Raw genomic sequence first — 21,722 nt, forward strand, 5'->3', positions numbered from 1 at the left:
ATAACCATCACCCACATCGACCTACCGAAAGCCAGCAAAAAGGCCAAAGTTTAGGTCAGTGGTACCGGGTGGCCAGATGACTGTCACTGGGACGCCGTTGTTTTCGGCGTAGGCGACGACGTCGGCGGTTCCGCCGTAGCTTCGGGCGGGCATGCCGTCCCAAACGGCGAAGAGCTGATCCGATTGGTCGACCATCAACTCGCTTGCGGCCATGTGGGCAGTCGAGTCGGAGATGTGGTAGTCGCAGCGGTGGACAGCTACGGCCTGGCTGATCAACTTGTCGTACGCAGCATGGGCGTGCTCGGGTAGTCCGTCGCGGTACTCCTGGGCGGGGACGACGACTTCAAGCTGACCGCCGTGCCGGAGCACCGCCTCGGCAAAGAGTTGATCGGCTCCGTCGGCGAGGCAGGTTAGGCCGACGATTTCCTCCTTGACTTCGGACAGCCTCATGTTCAAGGTTTCGGTGACCTTGGCTGTGACTTCGTCGTTCAGTCCGCGATGTCCGGTGATGGCAATCCGCAACTTAGCGATCCTCCTGGTATCTTCCGTAGAGTCGTTCGTCCAGATCGAGCGTCAGTTTTCCGGCCCGTCCTCCGAGGGATTCGCGGAACCGCGAGACTGATTGGAGGATCTTCTCTGACTCGTACTTCTTGCCTGCGTCGAAAGCCTCACAGGCGATGTTGCATGCCTCGTCGAGGCGTCCAGACTTCGCCAGGATCTGGGCTCGTAGGACGTCTGATAGGGCTTTGGTCTTCGGACTCTGGGCTGGACCGCTGGCTGCTATAGAGAGCGCCCGGCTGGCCAGGCTTGGTTGATCCAGCTTGCTTGCGACTTGCGCTCGAAACGACGCCAGTTTTTGGTGATCGAAGCGGAAGATCCAAGGCCAGACAGGTTCATCGTTCCGGGCCTTCGCTAGGCGATCCTCGGCGTGGTTCAAGAGGTGCAGCGACTTTTTGTCGCCAGCCTCAGCGAGCGCGAGTGATTCGATCGCGTCCATCCAGACTGTGGAGATGGCGGGCGCTGAGCGGGGAAGGGCGCGGCGAGCGGATGCGACGATCTGGACGGCTTCGCGTGCGTCGCCGCAGTTCGCTGCGAACTGGCCCAGGCTAGCCTGCATGTATGCGAGTAGCAGCGGGTGTCCAGACCGATCTGCCGCGTGGACCGCGAGTTGGTAGTGTCGGCGGGCGTTGGCTCGGTCGTCGACATCCACGTACAGCCAGGCGGTCAGCCCGGCGGTTTCGCTGAGCACCGAGTAGAGCTGGCGGGTGTGCACAGGTGAGCGTTCGTTCCGCGATGCGAGTTGGCGGATGAGCGCGAGGTGTGCGCTCACCGGCGGAAGCAGGCTACGCGCAGGCATGCGCTGCTCCAGCCTGCGGTAGGTGGTCGAGGGGATGGTCAGTAGTTGCTCGTCGTCGCGTGATTCGAGGGGAACGCCTCCAGCAGCTGTGCCGACCAGGGCAACCCGCGTGGCTGCTGCGGCTGCGGCGACGAATTGGCGGCGGTTCGTGTCACTCTCCTGTTCATCCAGCAAGCCGGCCAGAGATCGAGGTATCCCCAGGCCGTCGCAAAGTGCCCGCACGGTGCGAAGCCCGGATCTCGGCTCCGTCCGGTGAGCAGGCGGGAAACGTGTGGCTGCGATATGCCAACGGCTTGCGCGATCTCCGTCTGCGACACCCGAGTTTGGGTCGTGACGACCTGAAGGACGGTAGCCCAGTCGCCGGCCTTCAACGCCTGGCGGACATCTACTCGCTCCAGGATCTCGGGTGGCAGCTTGATCATTTGCTCATGCCTGCGCAGCTCGGCGTTGGTTCCTGCTCTTGCATCTGTCCCTCCTGCGGTGCTGCGCGTCCGTCCGCTAGGAAAGCGAACCGGACCTCCTCTACTATGCCGCTTCCGTGTCGGAGGCGTATGCCTGAAGGTATAGATCTTGATTCCTATGCCGCTGGGAGTGGCGCTGACTATCTGTGATCGCCAAGCTGCGTGTCGTCGCGATCCGCGACAGGACAACTCAGACGATCAGGAGCACGCCGATTGGCCACGGCCGCACCGGCGTGGTGGGGAGGATCAAGAGTGTTGACCTTGGTAGGAGTCGTGTTGGCGGCGCTGGGCGGGTTGTGCGTCGGCTTCTTCACGTTCCGGGTGAAGCAGCGGTGGTGTCCGGTGTGTGGGGCGACGTTGCGGTGTCCGGAGTGTGCGCCTCGGCATTCGATGCGGTTCAGCCCGACGGGCCCGTCCGGCGTGCCTGGTTCGGCGGGTGCTGGTCGGGCTGGTGCTGTGGGGCGGGCGGCGGTGGATGCGGCTCGGGTGAACCGTGGCCGGTGGTCGCGGTGAGGGCAGAGTTGCGGGAGTTGGCCGCCGCTGGTGGTGGGGTGCTGGTGGTCCGGCATGACGGGCGACCTGGGGTCGGCCGGGGCGCGGGTGCGGCGTACCGCGATGTGACCGGTGCGGAGCCGGTGGCCGACAGCGGTGGCGGTGGTGGTCATGTGGCGGTGCGGCCGTCGTGGTCGTGTGCCGGTTGCGGCGAGTTGTGGCCGTGTCTGGTGGCGCGGGTCGAGTTGGCGGGGGTGTTCGGGCCGGTCGCGTTGGCGACGTACATGGTTGAGCGGATGACCGAGGCGGCGTTCGACCTGCCCGACGTCACCGCGGCCGAGTTGTTCGACCGGTTCCTGGTGTGGACGTGGCGGCCATGCTGACCGTACGGCCGGCGACGGCCGCCGACGTGGAGCCGTTGGCGGAGTTGTTGGCGCAGTCGTGTGTGCTGGACCCGGTGGTGTCCTGGCTGATCGGCGACCATGCGCTGCGCTATTTGACGATGCACCGGTTCTTCACCGCCGAGTTGGAGTTCGGTGTGCGGCACGGGATCGTCGACGTGGTCGGGCACTGCGACGGGGTAGCGATCTGGTACCCGCACCCGTTCGACCGGCTGCTCGGTGCGGAGCATCAGCGGCGGCGGTTGCGCGCCTGCGGCGACCGGCACGGCCCGTACGCGCACTACACCTTCACCGCCGGCCGCGTGGAAGCGACCGGCCGACACCACCACCTGGCGTTCCTGGCGGCGGCACCCTGGCTGAGACGGCAGGGGATCGGGTCGGCGCTGCTGGCCGCGCACCACACCCGGTTAAACCGGATCGGCATGCCGGCGGTGGTCGAGGCGAGCAGCCCACGCTCCCAGGCGTTCCACCTGCGCAACGGCTACCGGATCGTCCGGGTGGCGCACCTGCCGGCCGGCGGACCACCGCTGTGGGCGATGCGCCGGGGCGGCGCACCACCCAACCAACCACCCATGACCGCAGCCCTCCGCGTCGGCTGAGCCTGACGACCGGAGTGCCGCATCGAGGTGAGGCTGAGACACCTTGAATCTGCGTCTTAGGGTGTCTCAGCCTCACCTCGATGGCGGCTGGCGCGGGAGTCGCTCAGCGGGCGGCGGCCGTGTCGGTGGCCCGTGCGGTCAACGCCCGGACCACCCCGTCGCGGCCCTCAGCGACCAACCGGCGCAGCGGAGCCGGGTGACCCTCGCCGGCCAGCCATTCGTCCGTCGCCGCGACGGTTTCCTCGGAGACCAGGTACGCCGGGTAGGCCAGCGTGACGAACTCCTGCGCCGGCTCGCTGTCCCGGGTGGCCCAGATCCGGCCCACCACGTCGAAGTACGCCGTCCGGTACGGCTCGGTCAGCTCCACCTGCGTCGAGTGCTGGAAACCCTGCAGCAACGCCCGGTGCTGCCAGTTCGGCAGGCTGTCCGGCCCGGTCAGCTTGGCCCAGATGGCGGCCTTGTTGGCCGGGTCCGGCAGCAGGGCGCGGGCCAGCGCTGCCTCCCGCTCACCGCTGGCGGTCCGGTCCCGGGCCAGCTCCGCGTCGATCTGCTCGCCGGTGGCGGCACCGTTGGCGGCCAACGACTGCAGCACCGTCCAGCGCAGCTCGGTGTCGATGGTCAGCCCCGGCACCACATCTGCCCCGTCGAGCCAGCCACGCAGCACCGCCAGGTCGCCGTCGGAGCGGGCCGCCGTGGCGTAGCTGCGCGCCCAGGCCAGCTGGAAACCGCTGCCCGGCTCCGCCGCCTGCAGCGCCGTCCGGGCGGTACGGGCCAGGTCGGCCCAGCCCTGCGCCGCCCAGCCCGGCTCGGCGTAGAACGTCAGCGTGTTGGTGGCCTGCCGCAGGGTCGCGGTCACCAGGTTGATGTCGGTCTCGTTGGGCAGCCCGGTGAGCACCAGGGCGACGTAGTCGCGCGCGGCGAGTTCCCCGTCCCGGACCATGTCCCAGGCCGCCGCCCAGCACAGTGCCCGCGCCAGCGACGATTCGAACGCGCTGATGTGCTGCACCACGTTGGCCATTGACGCCGGGTCGAGCCGCAGCTTGGTGTAGCTCAGGTCGTCGTCGTTGAGCAGCAGCACGTCGGCGGCGGGCAGCCCGGCCAGCCCGGTCAGCTCGGTGCGCTCACCGCTGATGTCGACCTCGACCCGGTGCCGGCGGACCAGCCGGCCGTCGGTCAGGTCGTAGAGACCGACCCCGATCCGGTGGGTACGCAGCGTCGGGTGCCCGGCCGGTGCCTCCTGAAGCACCGTGACCTGCTGGTAGGTGCCGTCCGGGCCGACCGACAACTCCGGCCGCAGCGTGTTGACCTGGGCGGTCTCCAACCACTGGGCGGCGAATTTGCGCAGCTCCCGGCCGGAGGCGGCCTCCAGCTCGGAGAGCAGGTCGTCGAAGGTGGCGTTGCCCCAGGCGTGCCGCTGGAAGTAGGTGCGCAGACCGGCGAGGAAGGGCTCCAGACCGACGTACGCGACGAGCTGCTTGAGCACGCTGGCGCCCTTGGCGTACGTGATGCCGTCGAAGTTGACCTCGACCGCCTCCAGGTCCGGCATCTCGCAGTAGACCGGATGGGTGGAGGAGAGCTGGTCCTGCCGGTAGCCCCAGTTCTTGCGGACCGACAGGAAGGTGGTCCAGGCGTCGGTGAACCGGGTCGCCTCCGAGTTGCACCAGTGGCTGGCCCATTCGGCGAACGACTCGTTCAACCACAGGTCGTTCCACCAGCGCATGGTCACCAGGTTGCCGAACCACATGTGGGCCAGCTCGTGCAGCACGGTGTTGGCCCGCTGCTCGTACTCGAAGTCGGTCACCTGGGAACGGAAGATGTAGTGCGCCTCGGCGTGGGTGACCGCGCCGAAGTTCTCCATCGCACCGGCGTTGAAGTCCGGCACCCAGATCTGGTCGTACTTGGGCAGCGGGTAGCGGACCCCGAACTGGGCCTGGAAGAAGTCGAAACCCTGCGCGGTGATCAGGTGCAGGTCGTCGACGTCGAGGTGCTCGGCCATGCTGGCCCGGCAGAAGTAGCCCAGGTCGACGCCGTCGTGGCTGCGTCGCACCTCGTGGTACGGGCCGGCGCACAGCGCGGTGATGTAGGTGCTCATCCGGGCCGACTCGGCGAAGTGGACGGTCTTGGTGTCCGGCCCGGCCGGCTCCTCGGTGGCCACCGGCATGTTCGAGATGACCCGCCAGTGGGCCGGCACGACAGCGTGCCAGGTGTAGACGCTCTTCAGGTCGGGCTGGTCGAAGCAGGCGAACACCCGCTGCGCGTCCGCGGTCTCGAACTGGCTGTACAGGTACGTCTCGCCGTCGACCGGGTCGACGCTGCGGTGCAGCCCCTGCCCACTGGCCGAGTAGATGAAGTCGGCCTCGACGACCAGCGTGTTCTCCGCAGCCAGGCCCGGCAGGGCCAGCCCGGACTCGGCCGACCAGCCGGACGGGTCGAGTCGCTGGCCGTTCAGCGTCGCCGAGTGTAGCTGGTCCGCCGCCACCTCGATGAACGTGCTGGCTCCGGGCTCGGTGCAACGGAAGGTGACCGTTGTCGTCGAGCGGAACACCCGGTTGTCCGTTGCGCTGCCGGCGGCGGACAGGTCGAGGTGGATGTCATACCCGGTCACGTCGAGCAGGCGGGCGCGTTCGGCCGCCTCGACCTGGGTCAGATTGCGCACTCCAGCCACCGTGTGCCTCCGTCCAATCGTTCAACCGCCGACGTCGACGTCGGCGGCGTCGGGGACAGCTGGGAATGACCCCGTTCGGCCAAGTCTTTCACGTCGTGGGGGCCTGGCGAGGCCGGCCCAGATCCTGGACTTGGTGGGTTGGGGCGCCGTCTGGCGAGGTGACCCGGACAATGGCGGCGGACAGCCGCCGGACAAAAAGAAGGAGAGTCTGATGTCGGACCGTCAGACCGTGGACATGTACTTCGATCCGTTGTGCCCGTGGGCCTGGATCACCTCACGTTGGTTGTTGGAGGTCGAACAGGTCCGGCCGGTCGACGTGCGGTTCCGGGTGATGAGCCTGGCCGTGCTCAACGAGGGCCGTGACCTGCCGGAGAGCTACCGGAAGCTGCTCGACGGGGCCTGGGGGGCGGTCCGGGTCGCCGTCGCGGTCCAGCAGGACCACGACGACGCTGCGGTACGGGCGCTCTACACCGCGCTGGGCAACCGGATCCACCTGGAGAAGCAGCCGACCGCACCGGAGCTTTACACCGCCGCGTTGACCGAGGCCGGGCTGGACCCGGCGCTGGCCGCCGCCGCCGACGATCCGGCCTGGGACGGCCCGCTGCGGGCCAGCCACGCCGCCGGGATGGCCCCGGTCGGGATGGACGTCGGTACGCCGGTGATCCACGCCCCGGGCCCGGAGGGTGCCGGCCCGGTCGCGTTCTTCGGCCCGGTGATCACCCCGGTGCCGCGCGGGGAGGCCGCAGGGCGGCTCTGGGACGGTGTGCTGCTGGTCGCCGGGACGCCGGGATTCTACGAGCTGAAGCGGTCCCGCGAGGTGGATCCCACGTTCGACTGACCAATTTGTCGGTGTCGGCGACGAGTTCCACGTCGCCCGGCGTGTCGCTGCGCGGCGCACGTGACGCGTCCCAGGCCACGTCGTTGCCCAGGATGTTCACCCCGCCGGCCCGGTAGGAGACCGGGCCACACCGACGCATCGGAGGTCAACATGCTGGTCGACATCGACTCCGACTACTGGGATCTGCCCGTGCTGCGCGAGGCGATCGCAGCCCAGGTCTGGGGCGCGCCGAGTGACGGCAGCCGGCACCGGCGGGAACCGTCGGTCCACGAGGCGGAGCGGGTGCCGGTCGCCGTACCGTCGGGGCTGCCGGCGTCGACGGTCGGCACGGTCCCAGCGGCCCGGTCCGGCGGCCGGCACCGGCGCCCGACCCCGGTCGGGTGATCCGGTCCGGCCGGTCACTGCGACCACCGCCGTCGACAGCGGCCCGGGCGACCGGGCCGCTGTCCGTTCCACTTGCCGGGGCCCCCGGGCCCCCGGGCCCCCGGGCCCGCGTCCGTCGGGCCGGTCCGGCGACCAGGTCGGCGTCCATCCGGTGGACACGGCCGATGTATCGGTCGTCACAGCGGACCCCGCCGGTAGCGTCCGCGCCATGACGGTCGTTCACCCGATTCCCCGCGCCTGGATCACCACCGGTGAGACCGGTGCGCAGAACTACGACGAGTTCGCCGACGACGCCGAGATCACCGCGATCATCGGGGCGAATCCCCGTAGCGCGCTGGCAGTGGAGATGCCGCACCGGGCGCCGGACAGCCTCGGCCGGTCGTTTCTCGACTGCCTGCCGTCGGCCGCCCGACGGCTCGCCGAGGCCCGCGCCGACGGTAGCTACACGCCGGCCGAGCAGGTCGCCGTGCTCTACCGGATCACCGAGCCGGCCAGCGACGCGGCTGCGTACGGCCTGTTCGTTATGGTCGACACCGACCAGATCTCCACCAGCGCCGACGAACCGGGCCTGGTGATCCGCAACGAGGACGTGTTCATCGCCAAGGTCCGGGAGCGGGTGGCGCTCGCCGAGGCGGTCGGACATCTACTCTCCCCGGTGCTGCTGCTGCAGACCGGGCGCGGCGACGAGCTGCACGCCGCGCTCGCCGAGGCGGCGGAGGCCGCCGGCGCTCCGGCCGCGACCGATCTGGACCAGGCCGGCCGTACCCATGCAATCTGGCCGGTCGGTCCGGGAGAGCTGCAGCAGCGGCTCTGTGCCCTGGCCGGTGGCGGTGAGCTGGTCGTCGCCGACGGCAACCACCGCAGTCTGGCCGCGCAGACCGGCGGCCTGTCCCGGTTCCTGGCCGTGGTCACCACTCCCGCGTCGGTGGCCATCCAGCCGTACAACCGGCTGGTCAGCGAACTGACCCTGAGCCCGGACGAGACGCTGGCCGGGCTGCGGGCCGCCGGTGCGGCGGTGGCCGCGCTCGACGGCGCGCCGACGGTTCCGGATGTCGGCGGCGAGGTACGGCTCTACCTGGCCGGAGGCGGCTACCAGGTCACCCTGCCTACCAGCGGCGGTGACCGGGTGGACAACCTCGACCACGCCCTGGTGGAGCGGGTGCTGCTGCGCGGTGTGCTCGGCCTCGACCCGGGCGACAAGCGGATCACCTACGTCGGCGGCGACTATCCGGCCAGCTGGCTCACCGGCGAGGTCGACGCCGGTCGGGCCGAGCTGGCCGTGCTGATCGCCCCGGTCACCGTCGACGATTTCGTCGCGGTGAACCTGGCCCGGCAGAAGCTGCCCCGCAAGAGCACCTGGTTCACCCCGAAGGCGCGCGGCGGCCTGGTGCTGGCCGAGATCGGCTGAGCCGTTACGCGGGACCGGCTGACCCGGCTGTACGGCCTACCTGCCGGCGCTGAGAGACTGCGGGTATGCGCGTCTACCTGGCAGCCGACCACGCCGGCTACGAGCTCAAGGTGCATCTGGTCAACCACCTCGTCAAGCAGGGGTACGAGGTGACCGACGTCGGGCCGCACGAGTTCGACCCGGACGACGACTACCCGGCGTTCTGCCTGCACGCCGGAACCCGGGTGGTCGCCGACCCGGGCAGCCTCGCAGTGGTGATCGGCGGCTCCGGCAATGGCGAGCAGATCGCCGCCAACAAGGTGCCCGGGGTGCGGGCGGCCCTGGCCTGGAACCTGGAAACCGCGCAGCTGGCGCGCACCCACAACGACGCCAACGTCGTCGCGATCGGCGCCCGTCAGCACACCCTCGACGAGGCGACCACGCTGGTGGAGGCGTTCCTGGCCACCGGTTTCTCCGGCAACGACCGGCACGCCCGCCGGATCGCCCAGGTCGCCGCGTACGAGGTCGACCGGGAGTTGCCCGCGCTGCCCTGACCAGGGACGCCACGCGCTGCGTTCCGGCGTCCGGTGGTTCGCGGGGAACCGGCCGGTTCACCGCTCCCGGCGGGGCAGTTCCTCCCGGGGTACCCAGTGCCGGCGGACGATGGTCAGGGTCTCCTCGGCCCGGGCGAGGTCGTCCTCACTGGGGCGGGACGCGTCCCGCGCCCGCAGCGCCGCCGAGGTGCTGACCTGCGAGGTGCCGGAACCGACCAGTCCGCGCAGGCCACGGTCGGCTTCCCGGTCGTCGCCGCCGGACCCGCCGCCGGCGGAACGGCCCGACGTCTGCCGGCGCTGACGGTGCGTCGGCGGTGGCTCCGGGACGCGCTGCGACGGCTCTGGAGCACGCGGTCCCAGTGGCTGCGGGCGCGGCCCCGGCCCTGGTACCGGCCTGCCGTCCGGCTCCGGAGTGCTCGGAGTGCTGCCCGGCTCCGGCGTACCGTCCTGCTCCGGGTCGTGCACCTCAGCGGTGCTGGCGCTGGCCGGTCCGCTGTCGGGGCGTCGCGGCGGGCCGCCGTGCCGGTGCCGTCGCCTGCGCCGTTCGAAGTCCGCCATCCGCCGACCGTACCGCGACCGGCTCAGAAGATCTCGATGCCGGCGGGGGCACGGTCCCAGCCGAACGCGGTGTTGGCCTCGGCCACCGCACCGTGGCGCAGCTCGCGCACCCGGCCGGCGTCGGCCAGCGACCGCAGCGACGGGCCGCCCAGGTACACCGCCGCCAGATCGGCGACCCCGCAGGCGAGGTCCGCCGGTTCGTCGGTGGGTACGCAGCGGGCCTGTTCCCGGCCGCCGGTCAGCCGCCAGCGGCCGGAGTTCTCCGGCAGCAGCGGATCGGTGACGTCGACGACCACGTCGACTCCGGTGGCGTACCGACGGGCGGACAGCGCCGCCGCGACGTCGACCAGCCGCACCCAGAGGCTGTCGGCGAGCGCTGCACCGAGTTGCCGGGGCTCGTCGACCAGTTGGAACAGCGGCTCGTCCAGCGCCGCGAACCGGAAGGAGAGCGTCCGGCTGAGGTCGATGCCGGTGAGGAACCGCCACAGGGCCCGGTATCCGTCGACGCTGCCGGCCACCGCCTCGGTCACCCGTACCCGGCCCTTCGGCCCACGGGCGTCCCAGTCGCTCACCGTGCGCCACAGGGCGTAGCCGTCCGGGCCGGTCGGACCGTCGTGCAGCACCACCCGCAGCGCGGTCTGGCCGGATCGGCGGGCCGGGCCGTCGGCCAGCACGTACCGCCACCACCGGTCGTCCCGGCCGGACCAGCCGGGACGATTGGGGCGCAGCCGTTCGTACACCGCCGCCAGCTCGGGCCGCAGCTGCCCGGGGTCGCCGACGCGCAGCGACCCGACGCCAGGGCCAGCGGACAGGTCGGCACCCGCGCCCGGGCCGGTCGGGTCGAGCACCCGGGTCTCCCGCAGGTCGACATCCAGTTCCAGCCGCTGTGCGGCCATCCCGTAACCGTACCGCGGGTAGATGCGGCCCTCGCTGGCCCACAGCACCGCGACCGATTCGCCGCCGTCGCGTAGTTGGCGCAGCTGGCGGTGCATCAGCCGGGTCAGCAGCCCGCGCCGACGGTCGGTCGGGGCGACCACGACCATGGAGACGTGGGCGGCGGGCAGCATCGCGCCGGGCACGGTCAACTCCCTGGTGTACGCCCCCGCGTGCCCGACCATCCGGTCGCCGTCGGTGACCACCAGCGACCGGTCCGACTCGAAGACGTCCCGCTCGACGTGGTGCAGGTCCGGGTCCGGGTTCTGGTGGAAGGCCGCCAGCAGCAGCTCCATCACTGGGTCGAAGTCCTGCGGCACGCCGGCCCGGATCGGAAACGGTGCATCCATCTGCTCTGTCTAACCGATCGGTGGCGGGGTCGGCGAGTCATTTGCCGGCTCGCTACTCTCGGATGTGAGCGTCTAAATGGTACGGGGGTCCGCCCGCACCCGTGGGGAGGAAAGATGGCAGATCGGCATACACCCTGGGCCGAGCGGACCGTGGAGGTGCCGCCGCAGCGTACGGTCCCCGGCGCAGCGGACGCGGACCAGCCGACGACACCGGACGCGGACCAGCCGACGACACCGGGTGTCGCCGGCCTTTTCCGGCGTGGGGTGGCGCAGGTCGGCCGGGGCGGGCCGCCGCCGACCGCCGAGTTCACCGCGTCGCACGAGCCGACCGGCACAGGCTGGCCGTCGGAGGTCGGGCCGGGCTGGTCGGACGGCCGGATCCGGCCGCCCCGGCCACCGCTGAGTCAGCAGCTCGCCCAGCTCCGTCGTGGCGGCGAGTGGAGCGTGCTGGGTGGCTTGTTCGCCTTCGTCTGTTGGGGGGTCTGGGCCATCTCCGCCCGGGGGGACCTGGCCAGCCCGGTGCTGACCTTCGCGCTGACGATGCTGGTCGGGGCGGGTCTGTTCGCGCTGTGCCGGGTGATCGGCCGGGTGGTGCTGGAACGCCAGCTGGGTCGGGTCCGGCACGGTGCCCGTGCCTCGCACATGGTGACCGGGGCGTACCTGATCGTCGTCGGGTTCGCCTACCTGCGGCAGACCGAGTGGGTGGTCAGCGTCTGGAACTGGTTCGCTGGTTGGTTCTGAGGTGCTGAGCTTCCGGGTTCCTGCGTTGTGACCGAGCGCGGGACGTTCTGACCGAGCGCGGGAGCCGGGCCGGGCGGCTACCGTGACGGCATGCGCAGTCGCGGCGCGGTGTTCCTGGGCGTCTGGTGCCTTCTGCTGGCCGCCGGCCAGACCGCGGCCTTCGGCGTGGTCTGGTGGGTCTTCGTGCGGACCTGGCGCGGCCAGTGGCTGGACACCATCGCGCTGACCGGCAACTCGATTGGCCAGGACGAGGCGTACGGGCCGGCGAACACCGTGCTCGGTGTGGTCTCGGTGGCCTCGCTCGCCCTGGCCACCGGGGTGATCGGGTTCATCGCGCTGATCCGGGGCCGGGTCCTGCTGGCGGTGGTCGCCACCGGGGTGATCGCCGGCTCCAACCTGACCACCCAGTGGGTCAAGTACGCCGTCGCCCGGCCGTCGCTCGGGGTCGATCCGGTCGACGCGAACTCGGCCAACAGCCTGCCCAGCGGGCACACCACGGTAGCCGCCTCGGTCGCGGTGGCGCTGGTCCTGGTACTGCCGGCGGCGCTGCGCGGCATCGGGGCCCTCGCCGGTGCCGGCTACGCGGCGGCCGCCGGGGTCGCCACCCTGTCCGCGGGCTGGCACCGGCCCAGCGACGCGGTGGCGGCGCTGCTGGTCGTCGGGGGGTGGGCGGCGGCCGGGATGCTCGCACTCACGCTGGCCCGGTCGCCGGACGACGAGCTGCGCCCGAGCGGACACCACCCGATGTCGCTGGCGCTGCTGCTGCTCGCCGGGGTCGGACTGCTGGCGGCGGCCGGGGCCGCGATGGCGGTGACCGACCAGGTGACCGGGCTGCCGCTGGAGGCGCTGAGCCGTCGGCGGCTGTTCGTGGCGTACGCGGGCAGCGCGGCGGGGATCGCCGGCACGGCAGCGGTCACCATGGCCCTGGTGCTGGGGACGGCCGGCTACGCCGTACCGGCCTCGGCGTCCACCGGCCCGGATCCGGCGGGTGGGAATTGAACCGGGTTGGGGTGGAACCGATCGGGAACAAGTGACGTCTCAGCAGACATGACGATTCTTCGAGGCGTACGGGCGGCGGCCACCGCCGCCTCCCTGTTGCTGCTCACCGCCGCGTGCGGACAGAACCCGGGCACCGACTCGTCCACCGGCGGCACCGCCGGCGGGTCGTCGCTGCCGGCCGACACGCTGGTCCTGCGGGTGGACCACACCGGCGGTTTCACCATGCCGGCGGCGTTGCTGACCCGGCTACCGGTGGTCAGCGTGTACGCCGACGGCCGAGTGATCACCCAGGGCCCCACTATCCTGGTCTACCCCGGTCCGGCCATGCCGAACCTGCAGGTGCAGACAATCAGCGCGGAGCAGGTCGACGAGCTGGTCAAGCAGGCGCTGGCCGCCGGGGTCGGCACCGAGCAGGACCTGGGCCGGCCGCCGGTGGCCGACGCGACGTCGACCCGGTTCACGGTGCTGACCGACAACGGCGTCGAACAACTCGAGGTCTACGCGTTGTCCGACGACGCCTCGGGTGACGCCGGGCTGACCGACGAGCAGATCGCCGCCCGGGACAGGCTGCGGGACTTCGCCGACTCGCTCACCGAGCTGTCCGGCGGTGTCGGCGCGGCACCGGAGGACTCCGAGCCGTACGTCGCGCACGCGATCGCCGCGGTCGCCGAGCCGTGGGTGGCGGTTGACGAGCCCGTCGACGCCAGCCAGCCGGAGGTGGCCTGGCCCGGCCCGGAACTGCCCGGCGAATCGCTGTCCGAGACGCTCGATCTCGGCTGCGTGACGGTCACCGGTGAGGCGTTGGAGGAGTTGCGGTCCGCAGCGGCGGACGCGACGACCGCCACCCCGTGGACGTCGGCGGGTAAGCGGTGGACGGTGACCCTGCGCCCGCTGCTGCCGGACGAGACGGACTGCTCGGACCTCACTGCCGCGGGCTGACTCCTCCCCAGCCCGCGCGGTGCGGTTTCAGTCGGTCTCGTAGCCGAGGTTGGGGCGCAGCCAGCGCTCCACCTCGGCGAGCGGCATCCCACGCCGGGCCGCGTAGTCCTCGGCCTGGTCCCGGCCGATCCGCCCGACGGTGAAGTACCGCGACGCCGGGTGGGCGAAGAGCAGGCCGCTGACGCTGGCCGCCGGGGTCATCGCTCCGGACTCGGTCAGCTCGATGCCGGCCCGCCCGGCGTCCAGCAGGTCGAACAACTGCGACTTCTCGCTGTGGTCCGGGCTGGCCGGGTAGCCCAGCGCCGGCCGGATTCCCCGGAACCGCTCGGCGTGCAGGTCGGCCACGTCCGGGTCGGCGTCCGGCTCGTACCAGTCCCGTCGGGCCCGCAGGTGCAGGTGCTCGGCGAACGCCTCGGCCAGCCGGTCTGCCAACGCCTTCACCATGATCGCCCGGTAGTCGTCCTGAGCGGCCTCGTATCCGGCGGCCAGCTCCTCCGCGCCGTGCACGGCCACCGCGAAGCCACCGAGGTGGTCCCCGGCCGGGGCCACGTAGTCGGCGAGGCAGCGGTTCGGCCGCCCGGCGGGTTTGGTGGTCTGCTGGCGCAGCATCGGGATCCGTACCGGCTGGTCGGTGTCGGTGCCGCCGCCCGGCGGGTCGGCCTGTCCGGCGGCGATGACCAGGTCGTCGCCCTCGGAGTGGGCCGGCCAGAAGCCGTAGACGCCGTGGGCCCGCAACGAACCGTCGGCGATGATCTGGTCGAGCATCGCGTTGGCGTCGTCGAACAGTTCACGGGCGACCGGCTGCTCCAGGATCGCCGGGTACTTGCCCTTGAGCTCCCAGGCGAGGAAGAGGAACTGCCAGTCGATCATCGGCCGCAGCTCGTCGAGGCCGGGCTCGACGTACCGTACGCCGGTGAACGCCGGCACCGGCAGATCCTCGAAGGACACCGGCTCCGCGTTGGCCCGGGCCTGGGCTAGGGTGAGCAGCGGCTGCCGTCGGTTGGTGTGCTGCTCGCGCAGCCGGTCCTGCTCGGCCCGGTTGTCCCTGTCGAACTGCTCCACCCGGTCGGCGCTGAGCAGGTCGGAGACCACCCCGACCACCCGGGACGCGTCGAGCACGTGCACGGTGCTCCCGTCGTACGCCGGTGCGATTCGCACCGCGGTGTGCTGCCGGGAGGTGGTGGCCCCGCCGATCAGCAGCGGTAGTTTCAGCCCACGCCGCTGCATCTCCCCGGCGACGGTGACCATCTCGTCCAGCGACGGGGTGATCAGGCCGGACAGCCCGACCGCGTCGGCGTTCTCAGCGACCGCGGTGTCCAGGATCTTCGCGGCCGGCACCATCACCCCGAGGTCGATGACCCGGTAGTTGTTGCAGCCCAGCACCACCCCGACGATGTTCTTGCCGATGTCGTGCACGTCGCCCTTGACGGTGGCCAGCACCACGGTGCCCGGCCCGCGTTCCCCACCGCCCTCGGCAGTGGTCTCCTGCCCGGCCGGTGCGTTCTCGGCGTCCTGCCGGGCCTGTTCCTTCTCTGCTTCCAGGAACGGTTCCAGGTAGGCCACCGACCGTTTCATCACCCGGGCGCTCTTGACCACCTGCGGCAGGAACATCTTGCCCGAGCCGAACAGGTCACCGACGACCTTCATGCCGTCCATCAACGGCCCCTCGATCACGTCGAGCGGCCGGGCCGCCAGTTGGCGGGCCTCCTCGGTGTCGGCCTCGATGAAGTCGACGATGCCGTGCACCAGCGCGTGCGACAGCCGGCCGGCGACCGGGGCGTCCCGCCAGGACAGGTCGACGGCGCGCTTCGTGCCGGAGCCGGAGACGGTGCCGGCGAAGGTCACCAGCCGGTCGGTGGCGTCCGGGCGGCGGTCGAACAGTACGTCCTCGACCAGCTCCAGCAGGTCGGCCGGGATGTCCTGGTAGACGGTGAGCTGCCCGGCGTTGACGATGCCCATGTCCAGCCCGGCCCGCACGGCGTGCAGCAGAAACGCCGAGTGCATCGCCTCGCGGACCACGTCGTTGCCCCGGAACGAGAACGACAGGTTGGAGATGCCGCCGCTGGTGCGGGCACCCGGGCAGCGCTGCTTGATCAGCGGCAGCGCGTCGATGAACGCCTTGGCGTACCCGTTGTGTTCGCTGATCCCGGTGGCGACGGCCAGCACGTTCGGGTCGAAGATGATGTCGGTGGGGTCGAACCCGGCTTCCCCGGTGAGCAGGTCGTACGCGCGGGCGCAGATGTCGACCTTGCGTTCGGTGGTGTCGGCCTGGCCCAGCTCGTCGAAGGCCATCACCACCACCCCGGCCCCGTACTCGCGGATTTTGCGGGCCTGGTCGAGGAAGACCTCCTCGCCCTCCTTCAGGCTGATCGAGTTGACCACGGCCTTGCCCTGTACGCACTTGAGGCCGGCCTCCAGCACGCTCCACCGCGAGCTGTCGATCATGATCGGGATCCGGGCCACCTCGGGCTCGGTCGCGATCAGATTGAGGAAGGTCACCATCGCCTGCTCGCTGTCGAGCAGGTCGGCGTCCATGTTGACGTCGAGCAGGTTCGCCCCGCCCCGGACCTGGTCCAGCGCCACGTCTACGGCGGCCTGGAAGTCGCCGGCCTCGATCAGCCGGCGGAACTTCGCCGACCCGGTCACGTTGGTCCGCTCACCGATCATCACGAACCCGGTGTCCGGGCCGATCTCGAACGGCTCCAGCCCGCTGAACCGGCTGGTCCGCGCCGGCTGCGGCACCGGCCGCGGTGCCTTCCCGGCGACCGCCTCGGCGATCCGGGTGATGTGCGCCGGCGTGGTGCCGCAGCACCCGCCGACCAGGTTGACCATTCCGCTGTCGGCGAAGTCGGCCAGCATCGCGCCGGTCTCGTCGGGGGTCTGGTCGTACCCGCCGAACGCGTTCGGCAGACCGGCGTTCGGGTGGGAGGCGACATAGCTGTCGGAAATGCGGGCCAACTCGGCCACGTGCGGGCGCATCTCCTCCGCGCCGAGCGAGCAGTTCACCCCGACGACCAGCGGCCGGGCGTGCTCGACGGAGCGCCAGAACGCCTCGACGGTCTGCCCGGACAGGGTCCGCCCGGACAGGTCGACGATGGTCACCGAGATCCACAGCGGCAGCTGCGGCACCACCTCGCGGGCCGCCGCGATCGCCGCCTTCGCGTTCAACGTGTCGAAGATCGTCTCGATGAGCAGCAGGTCGACGCCGCCCTCGGCGAGCGCCGCCAGCTGCTCGGCGTACGTTGCCTTCACCCGGTCGAAGGTGACGGCGCGGTAGGCCGGATCCTCCACCCGGGGCGACAGCGACAGCGTGACGTTGAGCGGGCCGACCGAGCCGGCCACGAACCGGCCGCCGAACTCGTCGGCTGCCTGCCGGGCCAGCTGCGCGCCGCGCAGGTTCATCTCCGGCACGTACGCCTCCAGACCGTAGTCGGCCTGGGCGATGCTGGTCGCGGTGAAGGTGTTGGTGGTGGTGATGTCCGCGCCGGCGGCCAGATACTGCCGGTGAACGTCGAGGATCACGTCCGGGCGGGTCAGGTTGAGCAGGTCCGGGTCGCCGGTGACGTCGCGGGGGTGGTCGCCGAACCGGTCGCCACGGTAGTCGGCCGGGGTGAGACCGGCACCCTGCAACATGGTGCCCCAGGCACCGTCGAGCACCGCGATCCGCTGACTCAGCAACTCCCGCAGCGCCCGCTCGCTGTCGCTGGTGCGTGACAAATGCTTCACCTGACACCTCCGCTGGTAGCTCGGAGGCGCCCTTGTCTGGTGGTCACGCCCAATCAGGGGCCGTGATCGTGGCCGAGCGTGGCGGGCTTCTCGCGGCCCGTCGCAGCGCCTCTCGACCTCGTGATGATCCTACCCGTGGCCCGGTCCGGTCACCCGGCTGATTCTAGCCGGCCCGGTCGGACACAACAGTGACCAGGCTGTTGCGGTCTTCGCACACCTGTCGGGTAGCTTCGGTGACCGGCTCCGCCGCCAGCGGACGCCGGCAGCCATCCGGACCGACGGGAGATCTATCGACATGGGCAGGAAGACGGTGTACGTCTCCGATTTCAGCGGTGCCGTGCTGGACTCGGCGGACGAGCTGGTACGGATCGTCGTCCTCGAACATCCCGACCTGGTCGCCGGTCCGGTGCGGCTGGAGGCCCGGCCGGACGAGGTGGAGAGCATTGACGACGCGGCGCTCGACGTCGCCGTCGTGGAGATCCACGACGGACAGGGCGATGGCGAACCGCGTCGGGTGGTACTGACCGCCAGCGAGTTCGACTCGCTCGCCACCGACGCGCCGATGGCCCAGCTGCTGCGTACCGCAGAGCGGGTCAAACCGGCTAAGACCAGCCGCAAGGCCGTCGAGCGGGTGGACTACGCGACCCTGGAGCACGCCGGCAAACCACACCGAGGCAAGACCACCGATGAGGAGGCCCGGCTGGTCCGCGACCACCTCGACGAGATCAACAAGCGGTTGGCCGACGAAGGGCTGCGCCAGATCGACCCGGCCGATCCCGACCACGCCGAGCGGTACGGCTTCGCCCGCTCGGCCGATCCCGACTGACGCCGGGCTCGCCACCCCAGCTGACCTGACCTGAATTGTCGGTCCGCCTCGGCATACTCCGGTTCCGGCCGGCGACGTCGCCGGCCGGTTACCAGAGGTGACCAGGAGGAATCGATGGGGACACCGCATACCGGGGCGCTGCTCGCGATCGGCACGGAGAAGGGTCTGTTCCTCGCGACCAGCACCGACGACCGGCGCGGCTGGCAGGTCAGCGGCCCGCACTTCCCGATGACCGCGGTGTACGCGGTGGCGATCGACAAACGCCGGGCGGCGCCCCGGCTGCTCGCCTCGGTCGCCAGCTCGCACTACGGGCCCAGCGTCGCGACCAGCGACGACCTCGGGCACACCTGGTCCGAGCCGGAGCAGCCGCCGGTCGCCTTCCCGGCCGGCACCGGGGCCACCCTGGAACGGGTCTGGCAGCTCACGCCGGCGTCGGCCGCCGAACCCGACGTGGTGTACGCCGGCAGCCAACCCTCGGCGCTGTTCCGGTCGACCGACGGCGGGGCCAGCTTCGAGCTGGTCCGGCCGTTGTGGGAGCACCCGCACCGGCCGCAGTGGGAGGCCGGCTTCGGCGGCCAGGCGATCCACACCGTCCTGCCCGACCCGCGGGACCCGGCGGCCATGCTGGTCGCCATGTCCACCGGCGGCGTCTACCGTTCCGCCGACGCCGGGGCGAGCTGGGCACCCGGCAACACCGGCATCCGCGCGTACTTCCTGCCCGACGAGTGGCCCGAGTTCGGCCAGTGTGTGCACAAGGTGGCCCGGGACGCCGTCGACCCGGACCGGCTGTACGCGCAGAACCACCACGGCGTCTACCGCTCCGACGACGCCGGCGCCACCTGGCAGCCGCTCACCGTCGGGCTGCCGCAGCATCCGTACTATCCGGCGGTGCTGCGCGACGCGCTGACCACCGACGACGCGCCGACCGCCGGGGTCTACTTCGGCACCCGTAGCGGGGACGTGTTCGCCAGCCGTGACGAGGGCGACTCCTGGCAGCCGGTCGCCACCGGCCTGCCGGACGTGCTCTGTGTCCGGGCCGCGGTGGTGTGACATGGTGGTGCTGCTGGTGCCGGGCGCGCTGCGGGCGGACAGTGGTGGGCAGGCCCGGCTCACCATCGACGCGGACGGCACGCTGCGGGCGGTCCTCGACGAGGTGACCCGCCGTTGGCCGCGACTCGCCCGCCGGATCCGCGACGAGCAGGGCCAGATCCGGCGGTACGTGAACATCTACGTCGACGGTGCGGACCACCGGCACAGCGGCGGCCTGGACACCCCGGTCTCGGCCGGTGCCCAGGTACAGGTGGTCCCGTCGGTCGCTGGCGGGTGACCCGGCACACGTCACTGCGGGCGGCGGCACGGGGCATGATCCACGGGTGCCCAGTCTCCTGATCGACCTCGGCCCGTTGCGGGCCAGCGTGCCGTACCGCCGGATGTGGCTCGGTGCCTCGCTGTCCGGCATCGGCACCAGCCTGACCACGGTGGCGGTCGGTCTGCAGGTCTACGACCTCACCGGCACCACGTTCCACGTCGGCCTGGTCGGGCTTTTCGCGCTGGTGCCGCTGGTGGCGTTGGGCCTGTACGGCGGCGCGGTGGTCGACGCGCACGACCGGCGGCGGGTGGTGGTCGCCACCTCCACCGGCCTGCTCCTGGTCGGGGTGGGTTTCTCCGGGCAGGCGCTGTTCGACGTCGGCAGCGTCGGGCTGCTGTACGGCCTGGTCGCGGCGCAGAACGGACTGTTCGCGATCAACAATCCGGCCCGTACCGCGATCGTGCCGAGGCTGCTGCCGATCGGCTTGCTGCCGGCGGCGAACGCCTTGTCCAACCTGTCCATGGGTGTGGCATACACGGCGGGGCCGCTGCTGGCCGGGGTGCTGGTCGGCTGGTGGGGCTACCCCGGGACCTACCTGATCGAGGTGGCGTTGGTCGCGGTGGCCCTGGCCACCCTGGTGGCGTTGCCGTCGATCCCACCGGAAGGCGAGGTCCGCCGGGCCGGGCTCGCCTCGGTCTGGGAAGGCCTGCGGTTCCTCGGCACCCGGCCGAACGTGCGGATGACGTTTCTGGTCGACCTGGCGGCGATGGTGCTGGCCATGCCCCGAGTGCTGTTCCCGGCGATCGGCGCGACCGCGCTCGGCGGCGGGGCCACCACGGTGGGGCTGCTCACCGCCGGCATCGCCGGCGGCACCATGGCGGCGAGCCTGCTCTCCGGGCCGCTGGATGCGGTGCGCCGGCAGGGCCTGGCGGTGCTGGTGTCGGTGGCCGGCTGGGCGGTGGCGATCACCGTGTTCGGGTTGATCGTCGTGGCGGCGCCAGGGCCGGGGCCGGGCGGTGGCGCGCATCCGCTGCTCTGGGCGGCGGTGGCGGTGCTGCTGCTGGCCGGCGCGGCGGACGCGGTCAGTTCGGTGTTCCGGATGACGATCCTGCAGGCGGCGACGCCGGACGCGTTGCGCGGCCGGCTGCAGGGGGTGTTCATCGTGGTGGTCGCCGGTGGCCCGCAGCTGGGCCAGCTGGTGCTCGGCACCACCGCGCAGCTGACCGGTGAGGCGGTCGCGGCGGTCGCCGGTGGCCTGGCCTGCCTGGTGGTGCTGGCGGCGCTGGCCCGCCACCAGCCGACGTTCGCCCACTACGACGCCCGGGATCCCACCCCGTGAGCGGACCCCCGGCACCGGGCACAATGGTCTGCGCCGACCCGAGGGTCCGCACCGGCGAACACCCCCGCCGGTTCACCCCAGCGCCGAAGGAGCCGCTTCAATGGACAGATTCGCCGACCGGGTCGCCCTGGTCACCGGAGCCGCGCAGGGTATCGGGGCAGCCACCGCCCGGCGGTTGGCCGCCGAGAGCGCCACGGTGGCGGTGGTCGACCTGACCGCCGAGCGGGCCGGTCCGGTGGTCGACGAGATCGTCGCGGCCGGCGGCAGCGCGGTCGCGGTCGGCTGTGACGTGACCGACCCGGTCGCCGTCGACGCGATGGTCGACCAGACGGTCGACGCGCACGGGCGGCTCGACATCCTGGTCAACAACGCCGGGATCACCCGGGACAACCTGTTGTTCCGGATGCCGGCCGACGACTGGGACGCAGTGCTGCGCACCAATTTGTCCAGCATGTTCCACTGCTGCCGGGCGGCGCAGCGGCACATGGTGCCGGCCCGCTACGGCAAGATCGTTAACCTGAGCAGCCGGTCGGCGCTGGGCAACCGTGGCCAGGTCAACTACGCCGCCGCCAAGGCCGGCGTGCAGGGGCTCACCGCCACCCTGGCGATCGAACTGGGGCCGTACGGGATCAACGTGAACGCGGTCGCACCCGGCTTCGTGGCGACGTCGATGACCGCGGCGGTGGCCGCCCGGATCGGGGTCGACCCGGACGAGCACCGCCGGCAGGTCGCGGAGCAGACGCCGCTGCGCCGAGTCGGCCAGCCGGCCGAGATCGCCTCGGTGATCGCCTTCCTGGCCAGCGAGGACGCGTCCTACGTCAGCGGGCAGACGCTGTACGTCAACGGTGGTGCCCGGTAAACCGG

The 21,722-nt window shown here is 71.3% G+C and carries 21 protein-coding genes; 14 read left to right on the forward strand and 7 right to left on the reverse strand.

The window, feature by feature from the left end:
- Positions 1–21: 21 nt before the first annotated feature.
- The 3 genes from ACFHWU_RS23450 to ACFHWU_RS23460 form a co-directional block, all read right to left on the reverse strand.
- Complete coding sequence (locus ACFHWU_RS23450; RefSeq protein WP_416591591.1) at positions 22–522, reverse strand: hypothetical protein; 501 nt, start codon at positions 520–522, stop codon at positions 22–24.
- Between the two features lies 1 nt (position 523).
- Positions 524–1,330: a hypothetical protein gene (locus tag ACFHWU_RS23455; protein ID WP_416591592.1), complete on the reverse strand. Its 807-nt coding sequence runs from the start codon at positions 1,328–1,330 to the stop codon at positions 524–526.
- A 65-nt stretch (positions 1,331–1,395) separates the two neighbouring features.
- Positions 1,396–1,779, reverse strand: coding sequence for a hypothetical protein (locus ACFHWU_RS23460; protein WP_416591593.1), 384 nt, complete (start codon positions 1,777–1,779; stop codon positions 1,396–1,398).
- 548 nt (positions 1,780–2,327) lie between these two features.
- Between ACFHWU_RS23460 and ACFHWU_RS23465 the strand changes: the two genes are divergently transcribed.
- Together ACFHWU_RS23465 and ACFHWU_RS23470 are read left to right on the forward strand one after the other, a co-directional pair.
- Positions 2,328–2,693, forward strand: coding sequence for a hypothetical protein (locus ACFHWU_RS23465; RefSeq protein WP_416552474.1), 366 nt, complete (start codon positions 2,328–2,330; stop codon positions 2,691–2,693).
- Positions 2,687–3,310, forward strand: coding sequence for a GNAT family N-acetyltransferase (locus tag ACFHWU_RS23470; RefSeq protein ID WP_416591603.1), 624 nt, complete (start codon positions 2,687–2,689; stop codon positions 3,308–3,310). The genes ACFHWU_RS23465 and ACFHWU_RS23470 overlap by 7 nt, the downstream gene beginning before the upstream one ends.
- Before the next feature lie 103 nt (positions 3,311–3,413).
- Here ACFHWU_RS23470 and pepN read toward each other — a convergent pair whose 3' ends face one another.
- A complete protein-coding gene (gene pepN, locus ACFHWU_RS23475) occupies positions 3,414–5,966 on the reverse strand; it encodes an aminopeptidase N (protein WP_416591594.1) in 2,553 nt (850 codons plus the stop codon).
- Positions 5,967–6,186: 220 nt separating this feature from the next.
- On the opposite strand from pepN, the gene ACFHWU_RS23480 reads away from it, so the two are divergent.
- From ACFHWU_RS23480 to ACFHWU_RS23495, 4 genes are all read left to right on the forward strand, one after another.
- Positions 6,187–6,813 (forward strand): DsbA family protein, encoded by a 627-nt coding sequence (locus ACFHWU_RS23480; RefSeq protein WP_416552477.1) that lies wholly within the window; start codon positions 6,187–6,189, stop codon positions 6,811–6,813.
- Positions 6,814–6,963: 150 nt separating this feature from the next.
- Positions 6,964–7,197: a hypothetical protein gene (locus tag ACFHWU_RS23485; protein WP_416552479.1), complete on the forward strand. Its 234-nt coding sequence runs from the start codon at positions 6,964–6,966 to the stop codon at positions 7,195–7,197.
- Between the two features lie 208 nt (positions 7,198–7,405).
- The gene (locus ACFHWU_RS23490; protein ID WP_416552481.1) at positions 7,406–8,605 is read left to right on the forward strand and encodes a DUF1015 family protein; all 1,200 of its coding nucleotides are present in this window, start codon (positions 7,406–7,408) and stop codon (positions 8,603–8,605) included.
- A 65-nt stretch (positions 8,606–8,670) separates the two neighbouring features.
- Positions 8,671–9,138 (forward strand): ribose-5-phosphate isomerase, encoded by a 468-nt coding sequence (locus tag ACFHWU_RS23495; protein ID WP_416552483.1) that lies wholly within the window; start codon positions 8,671–8,673, stop codon positions 9,136–9,138.
- Positions 9,139–9,195: 57 nt separating this feature from the next.
- On the opposite strand, the gene ACFHWU_RS23500 is transcribed toward ACFHWU_RS23495, so the two are convergent.
- Positions 9,196–9,696: a hypothetical protein gene (locus ACFHWU_RS23500; RefSeq protein WP_416552485.1), complete on the reverse strand. Its 501-nt coding sequence runs from the start codon at positions 9,694–9,696 to the stop codon at positions 9,196–9,198.
- Between the two features lie 23 nt (positions 9,697–9,719).
- Positions 9,720–10,979: a GNAT family N-acetyltransferase gene (locus tag ACFHWU_RS23505; protein ID WP_416567875.1), complete on the reverse strand. Its 1,260-nt coding sequence runs from the start codon at positions 10,977–10,979 to the stop codon at positions 9,720–9,722.
- A gap of 114 nt (positions 10,980–11,093) precedes the next feature.
- On the opposite strand from ACFHWU_RS23505, the gene ACFHWU_RS23510 reads away from it, so the two are divergent.
- The 3 genes from ACFHWU_RS23510 to ACFHWU_RS23520 all read left to right on the forward strand — a co-directional run bounded on the left by ACFHWU_RS23510 (position 11,094) and on the right by ACFHWU_RS23520 (position 13,658).
- On the forward strand, positions 11,094–11,720 hold the full coding sequence (locus ACFHWU_RS23510) for a hypothetical protein (protein WP_416552488.1): 627 nt from the start codon (positions 11,094–11,096) through the stop codon (positions 11,718–11,720).
- A gap of 90 nt (positions 11,721–11,810) precedes the next feature.
- Complete coding sequence (locus ACFHWU_RS23515) at positions 11,811–12,719, forward strand: phosphatase PAP2 family protein (protein WP_416567876.1); 909 nt, start codon at positions 11,811–11,813, stop codon at positions 12,717–12,719.
- Between the two features lie 48 nt (positions 12,720–12,767).
- A complete protein-coding gene (locus ACFHWU_RS23520) occupies positions 12,768–13,658 on the forward strand; it encodes a hypothetical protein (protein WP_416567877.1) in 891 nt (296 codons plus the stop codon).
- 27 nt (positions 13,659–13,685) lie between these two features.
- On the opposite strand, the gene metH is transcribed toward ACFHWU_RS23520, so the two are convergent.
- Positions 13,686–17,333: a methionine synthase gene (gene metH, locus ACFHWU_RS23525; protein ID WP_416567914.1), complete on the reverse strand. Its 3,648-nt coding sequence runs from the start codon at positions 17,331–17,333 to the stop codon at positions 13,686–13,688.
- A gap of 346 nt (positions 17,334–17,679) precedes the next feature.
- Between metH and ACFHWU_RS23530 the strand changes: the two genes are divergently transcribed.
- The 5 genes from ACFHWU_RS23530 (at position 17,680) to ACFHWU_RS23550 (ending at position 21,717) form a co-directional block, all read left to right on the forward strand.
- Positions 17,680–18,210 (forward strand): hypothetical protein, encoded by a 531-nt coding sequence (locus ACFHWU_RS23530; RefSeq protein ID WP_416552494.1) that lies wholly within the window; start codon positions 17,680–17,682, stop codon positions 18,208–18,210.
- Between the two features lie 114 nt (positions 18,211–18,324).
- A complete protein-coding gene (locus ACFHWU_RS23535) occupies positions 18,325–19,260 on the forward strand; it encodes a WD40/YVTN/BNR-like repeat-containing protein (RefSeq protein ID WP_416591595.1) in 936 nt (311 codons plus the stop codon).
- A gap of 1 nt (position 19,261) precedes the next feature.
- Positions 19,262–19,537: a ubiquitin-like small modifier protein 1 gene (locus ACFHWU_RS23540; RefSeq protein WP_416552498.1), complete on the forward strand. Its 276-nt coding sequence runs from the start codon at positions 19,262–19,264 to the stop codon at positions 19,535–19,537.
- A gap of 46 nt (positions 19,538–19,583) precedes the next feature.
- The gene (locus tag ACFHWU_RS23545) at positions 19,584–20,858 is read left to right on the forward strand and encodes an MFS transporter (protein ID WP_416591596.1); all 1,275 of its coding nucleotides are present in this window, start codon (positions 19,584–19,586) and stop codon (positions 20,856–20,858) included.
- A gap of 100 nt (positions 20,859–20,958) precedes the next feature.
- Entirely contained in the window at positions 20,959–21,717 is a 759-nt protein-coding gene (locus ACFHWU_RS23550; RefSeq protein WP_416552502.1) for a beta-ketoacyl-ACP reductase, read from the forward strand.
- The last annotated feature ends 5 nt before the right edge of the window (positions 21,718–21,722 follow it).

Source organism: Micromonospora sp. LOL_015, assembly GCF_048060275.1.
GTDB lineage: Bacteria > Actinomycetota > Actinomycetes > Mycobacteriales > Micromonosporaceae > Micromonospora_E.

Bases quoted from the DNA above. Each gene is read 5' to 3' on its own strand.
- ACFHWU_RS23460 (WP_416591593.1), bottom strand. From the start codon at position 1,779: ATGATCAAGCTGCCACCCGAGATCCTGGAGCGAGTAGATGTCCGCCAG.
- ACFHWU_RS23470 (WP_416591603.1), top strand. From the start codon at position 2,687: ATGCTGACCGTACGGCCGGCGACGGCCGCCGACGTGGAGCCGTTGGCG.
- ACFHWU_RS23480 (WP_416552477.1), top strand. From the start codon at position 6,187: ATGTCGGACCGTCAGACCGTGGACATGTACTTCGATCCGTTGTGCCCG.
- ACFHWU_RS23485 (WP_416552479.1), top strand. From the start codon at position 6,964: ATGCTGGTCGACATCGACTCCGACTACTGGGATCTGCCCGTGCTGCGC.
- ACFHWU_RS23490 (WP_416552481.1), top strand. From the start codon at position 7,406: ATGACGGTCGTTCACCCGATTCCCCGCGCCTGGATCACCACCGGTGAG.
- ACFHWU_RS23495 (WP_416552483.1), top strand. From the start codon at position 8,671: ATGCGCGTCTACCTGGCAGCCGACCACGCCGGCTACGAGCTCAAGGTG.
- ACFHWU_RS23500 (WP_416552485.1), bottom strand. From the start codon at position 9,696: ATGGCGGACTTCGAACGGCGCAGGCGACGGCACCGGCACGGCGGCCCG.
- ACFHWU_RS23505 (WP_416567875.1), bottom strand. From the start codon at position 10,979: ATGGATGCACCGTTTCCGATCCGGGCCGGCGTGCCGCAGGACTTCGAC.
- ACFHWU_RS23510 (WP_416552488.1), top strand. From the start codon at position 11,094: ATGGCAGATCGGCATACACCCTGGGCCGAGCGGACCGTGGAGGTGCCG.
- ACFHWU_RS23515 (WP_416567876.1), top strand. From the start codon at position 11,811: ATGCGCAGTCGCGGCGCGGTGTTCCTGGGCGTCTGGTGCCTTCTGCTG.
- ACFHWU_RS23520 (WP_416567877.1), top strand. From the start codon at position 12,768: ATGACGATTCTTCGAGGCGTACGGGCGGCGGCCACCGCCGCCTCCCTG.
- ACFHWU_RS23530 (WP_416552494.1), top strand. From the start codon at position 17,680: ATGGGCAGGAAGACGGTGTACGTCTCCGATTTCAGCGGTGCCGTGCTG.
- ACFHWU_RS23535 (WP_416591595.1), top strand. From the start codon at position 18,325: ATGGGGACACCGCATACCGGGGCGCTGCTCGCGATCGGCACGGAGAAG.
- ACFHWU_RS23540 (WP_416552498.1), top strand. From the start codon at position 19,262: ATGGTGGTGCTGCTGGTGCCGGGCGCGCTGCGGGCGGACAGTGGTGGG.
- ACFHWU_RS23550 (WP_416552502.1), top strand. From the start codon at position 20,959: ATGGACAGATTCGCCGACCGGGTCGCCCTGGTCACCGGAGCCGCGCAG.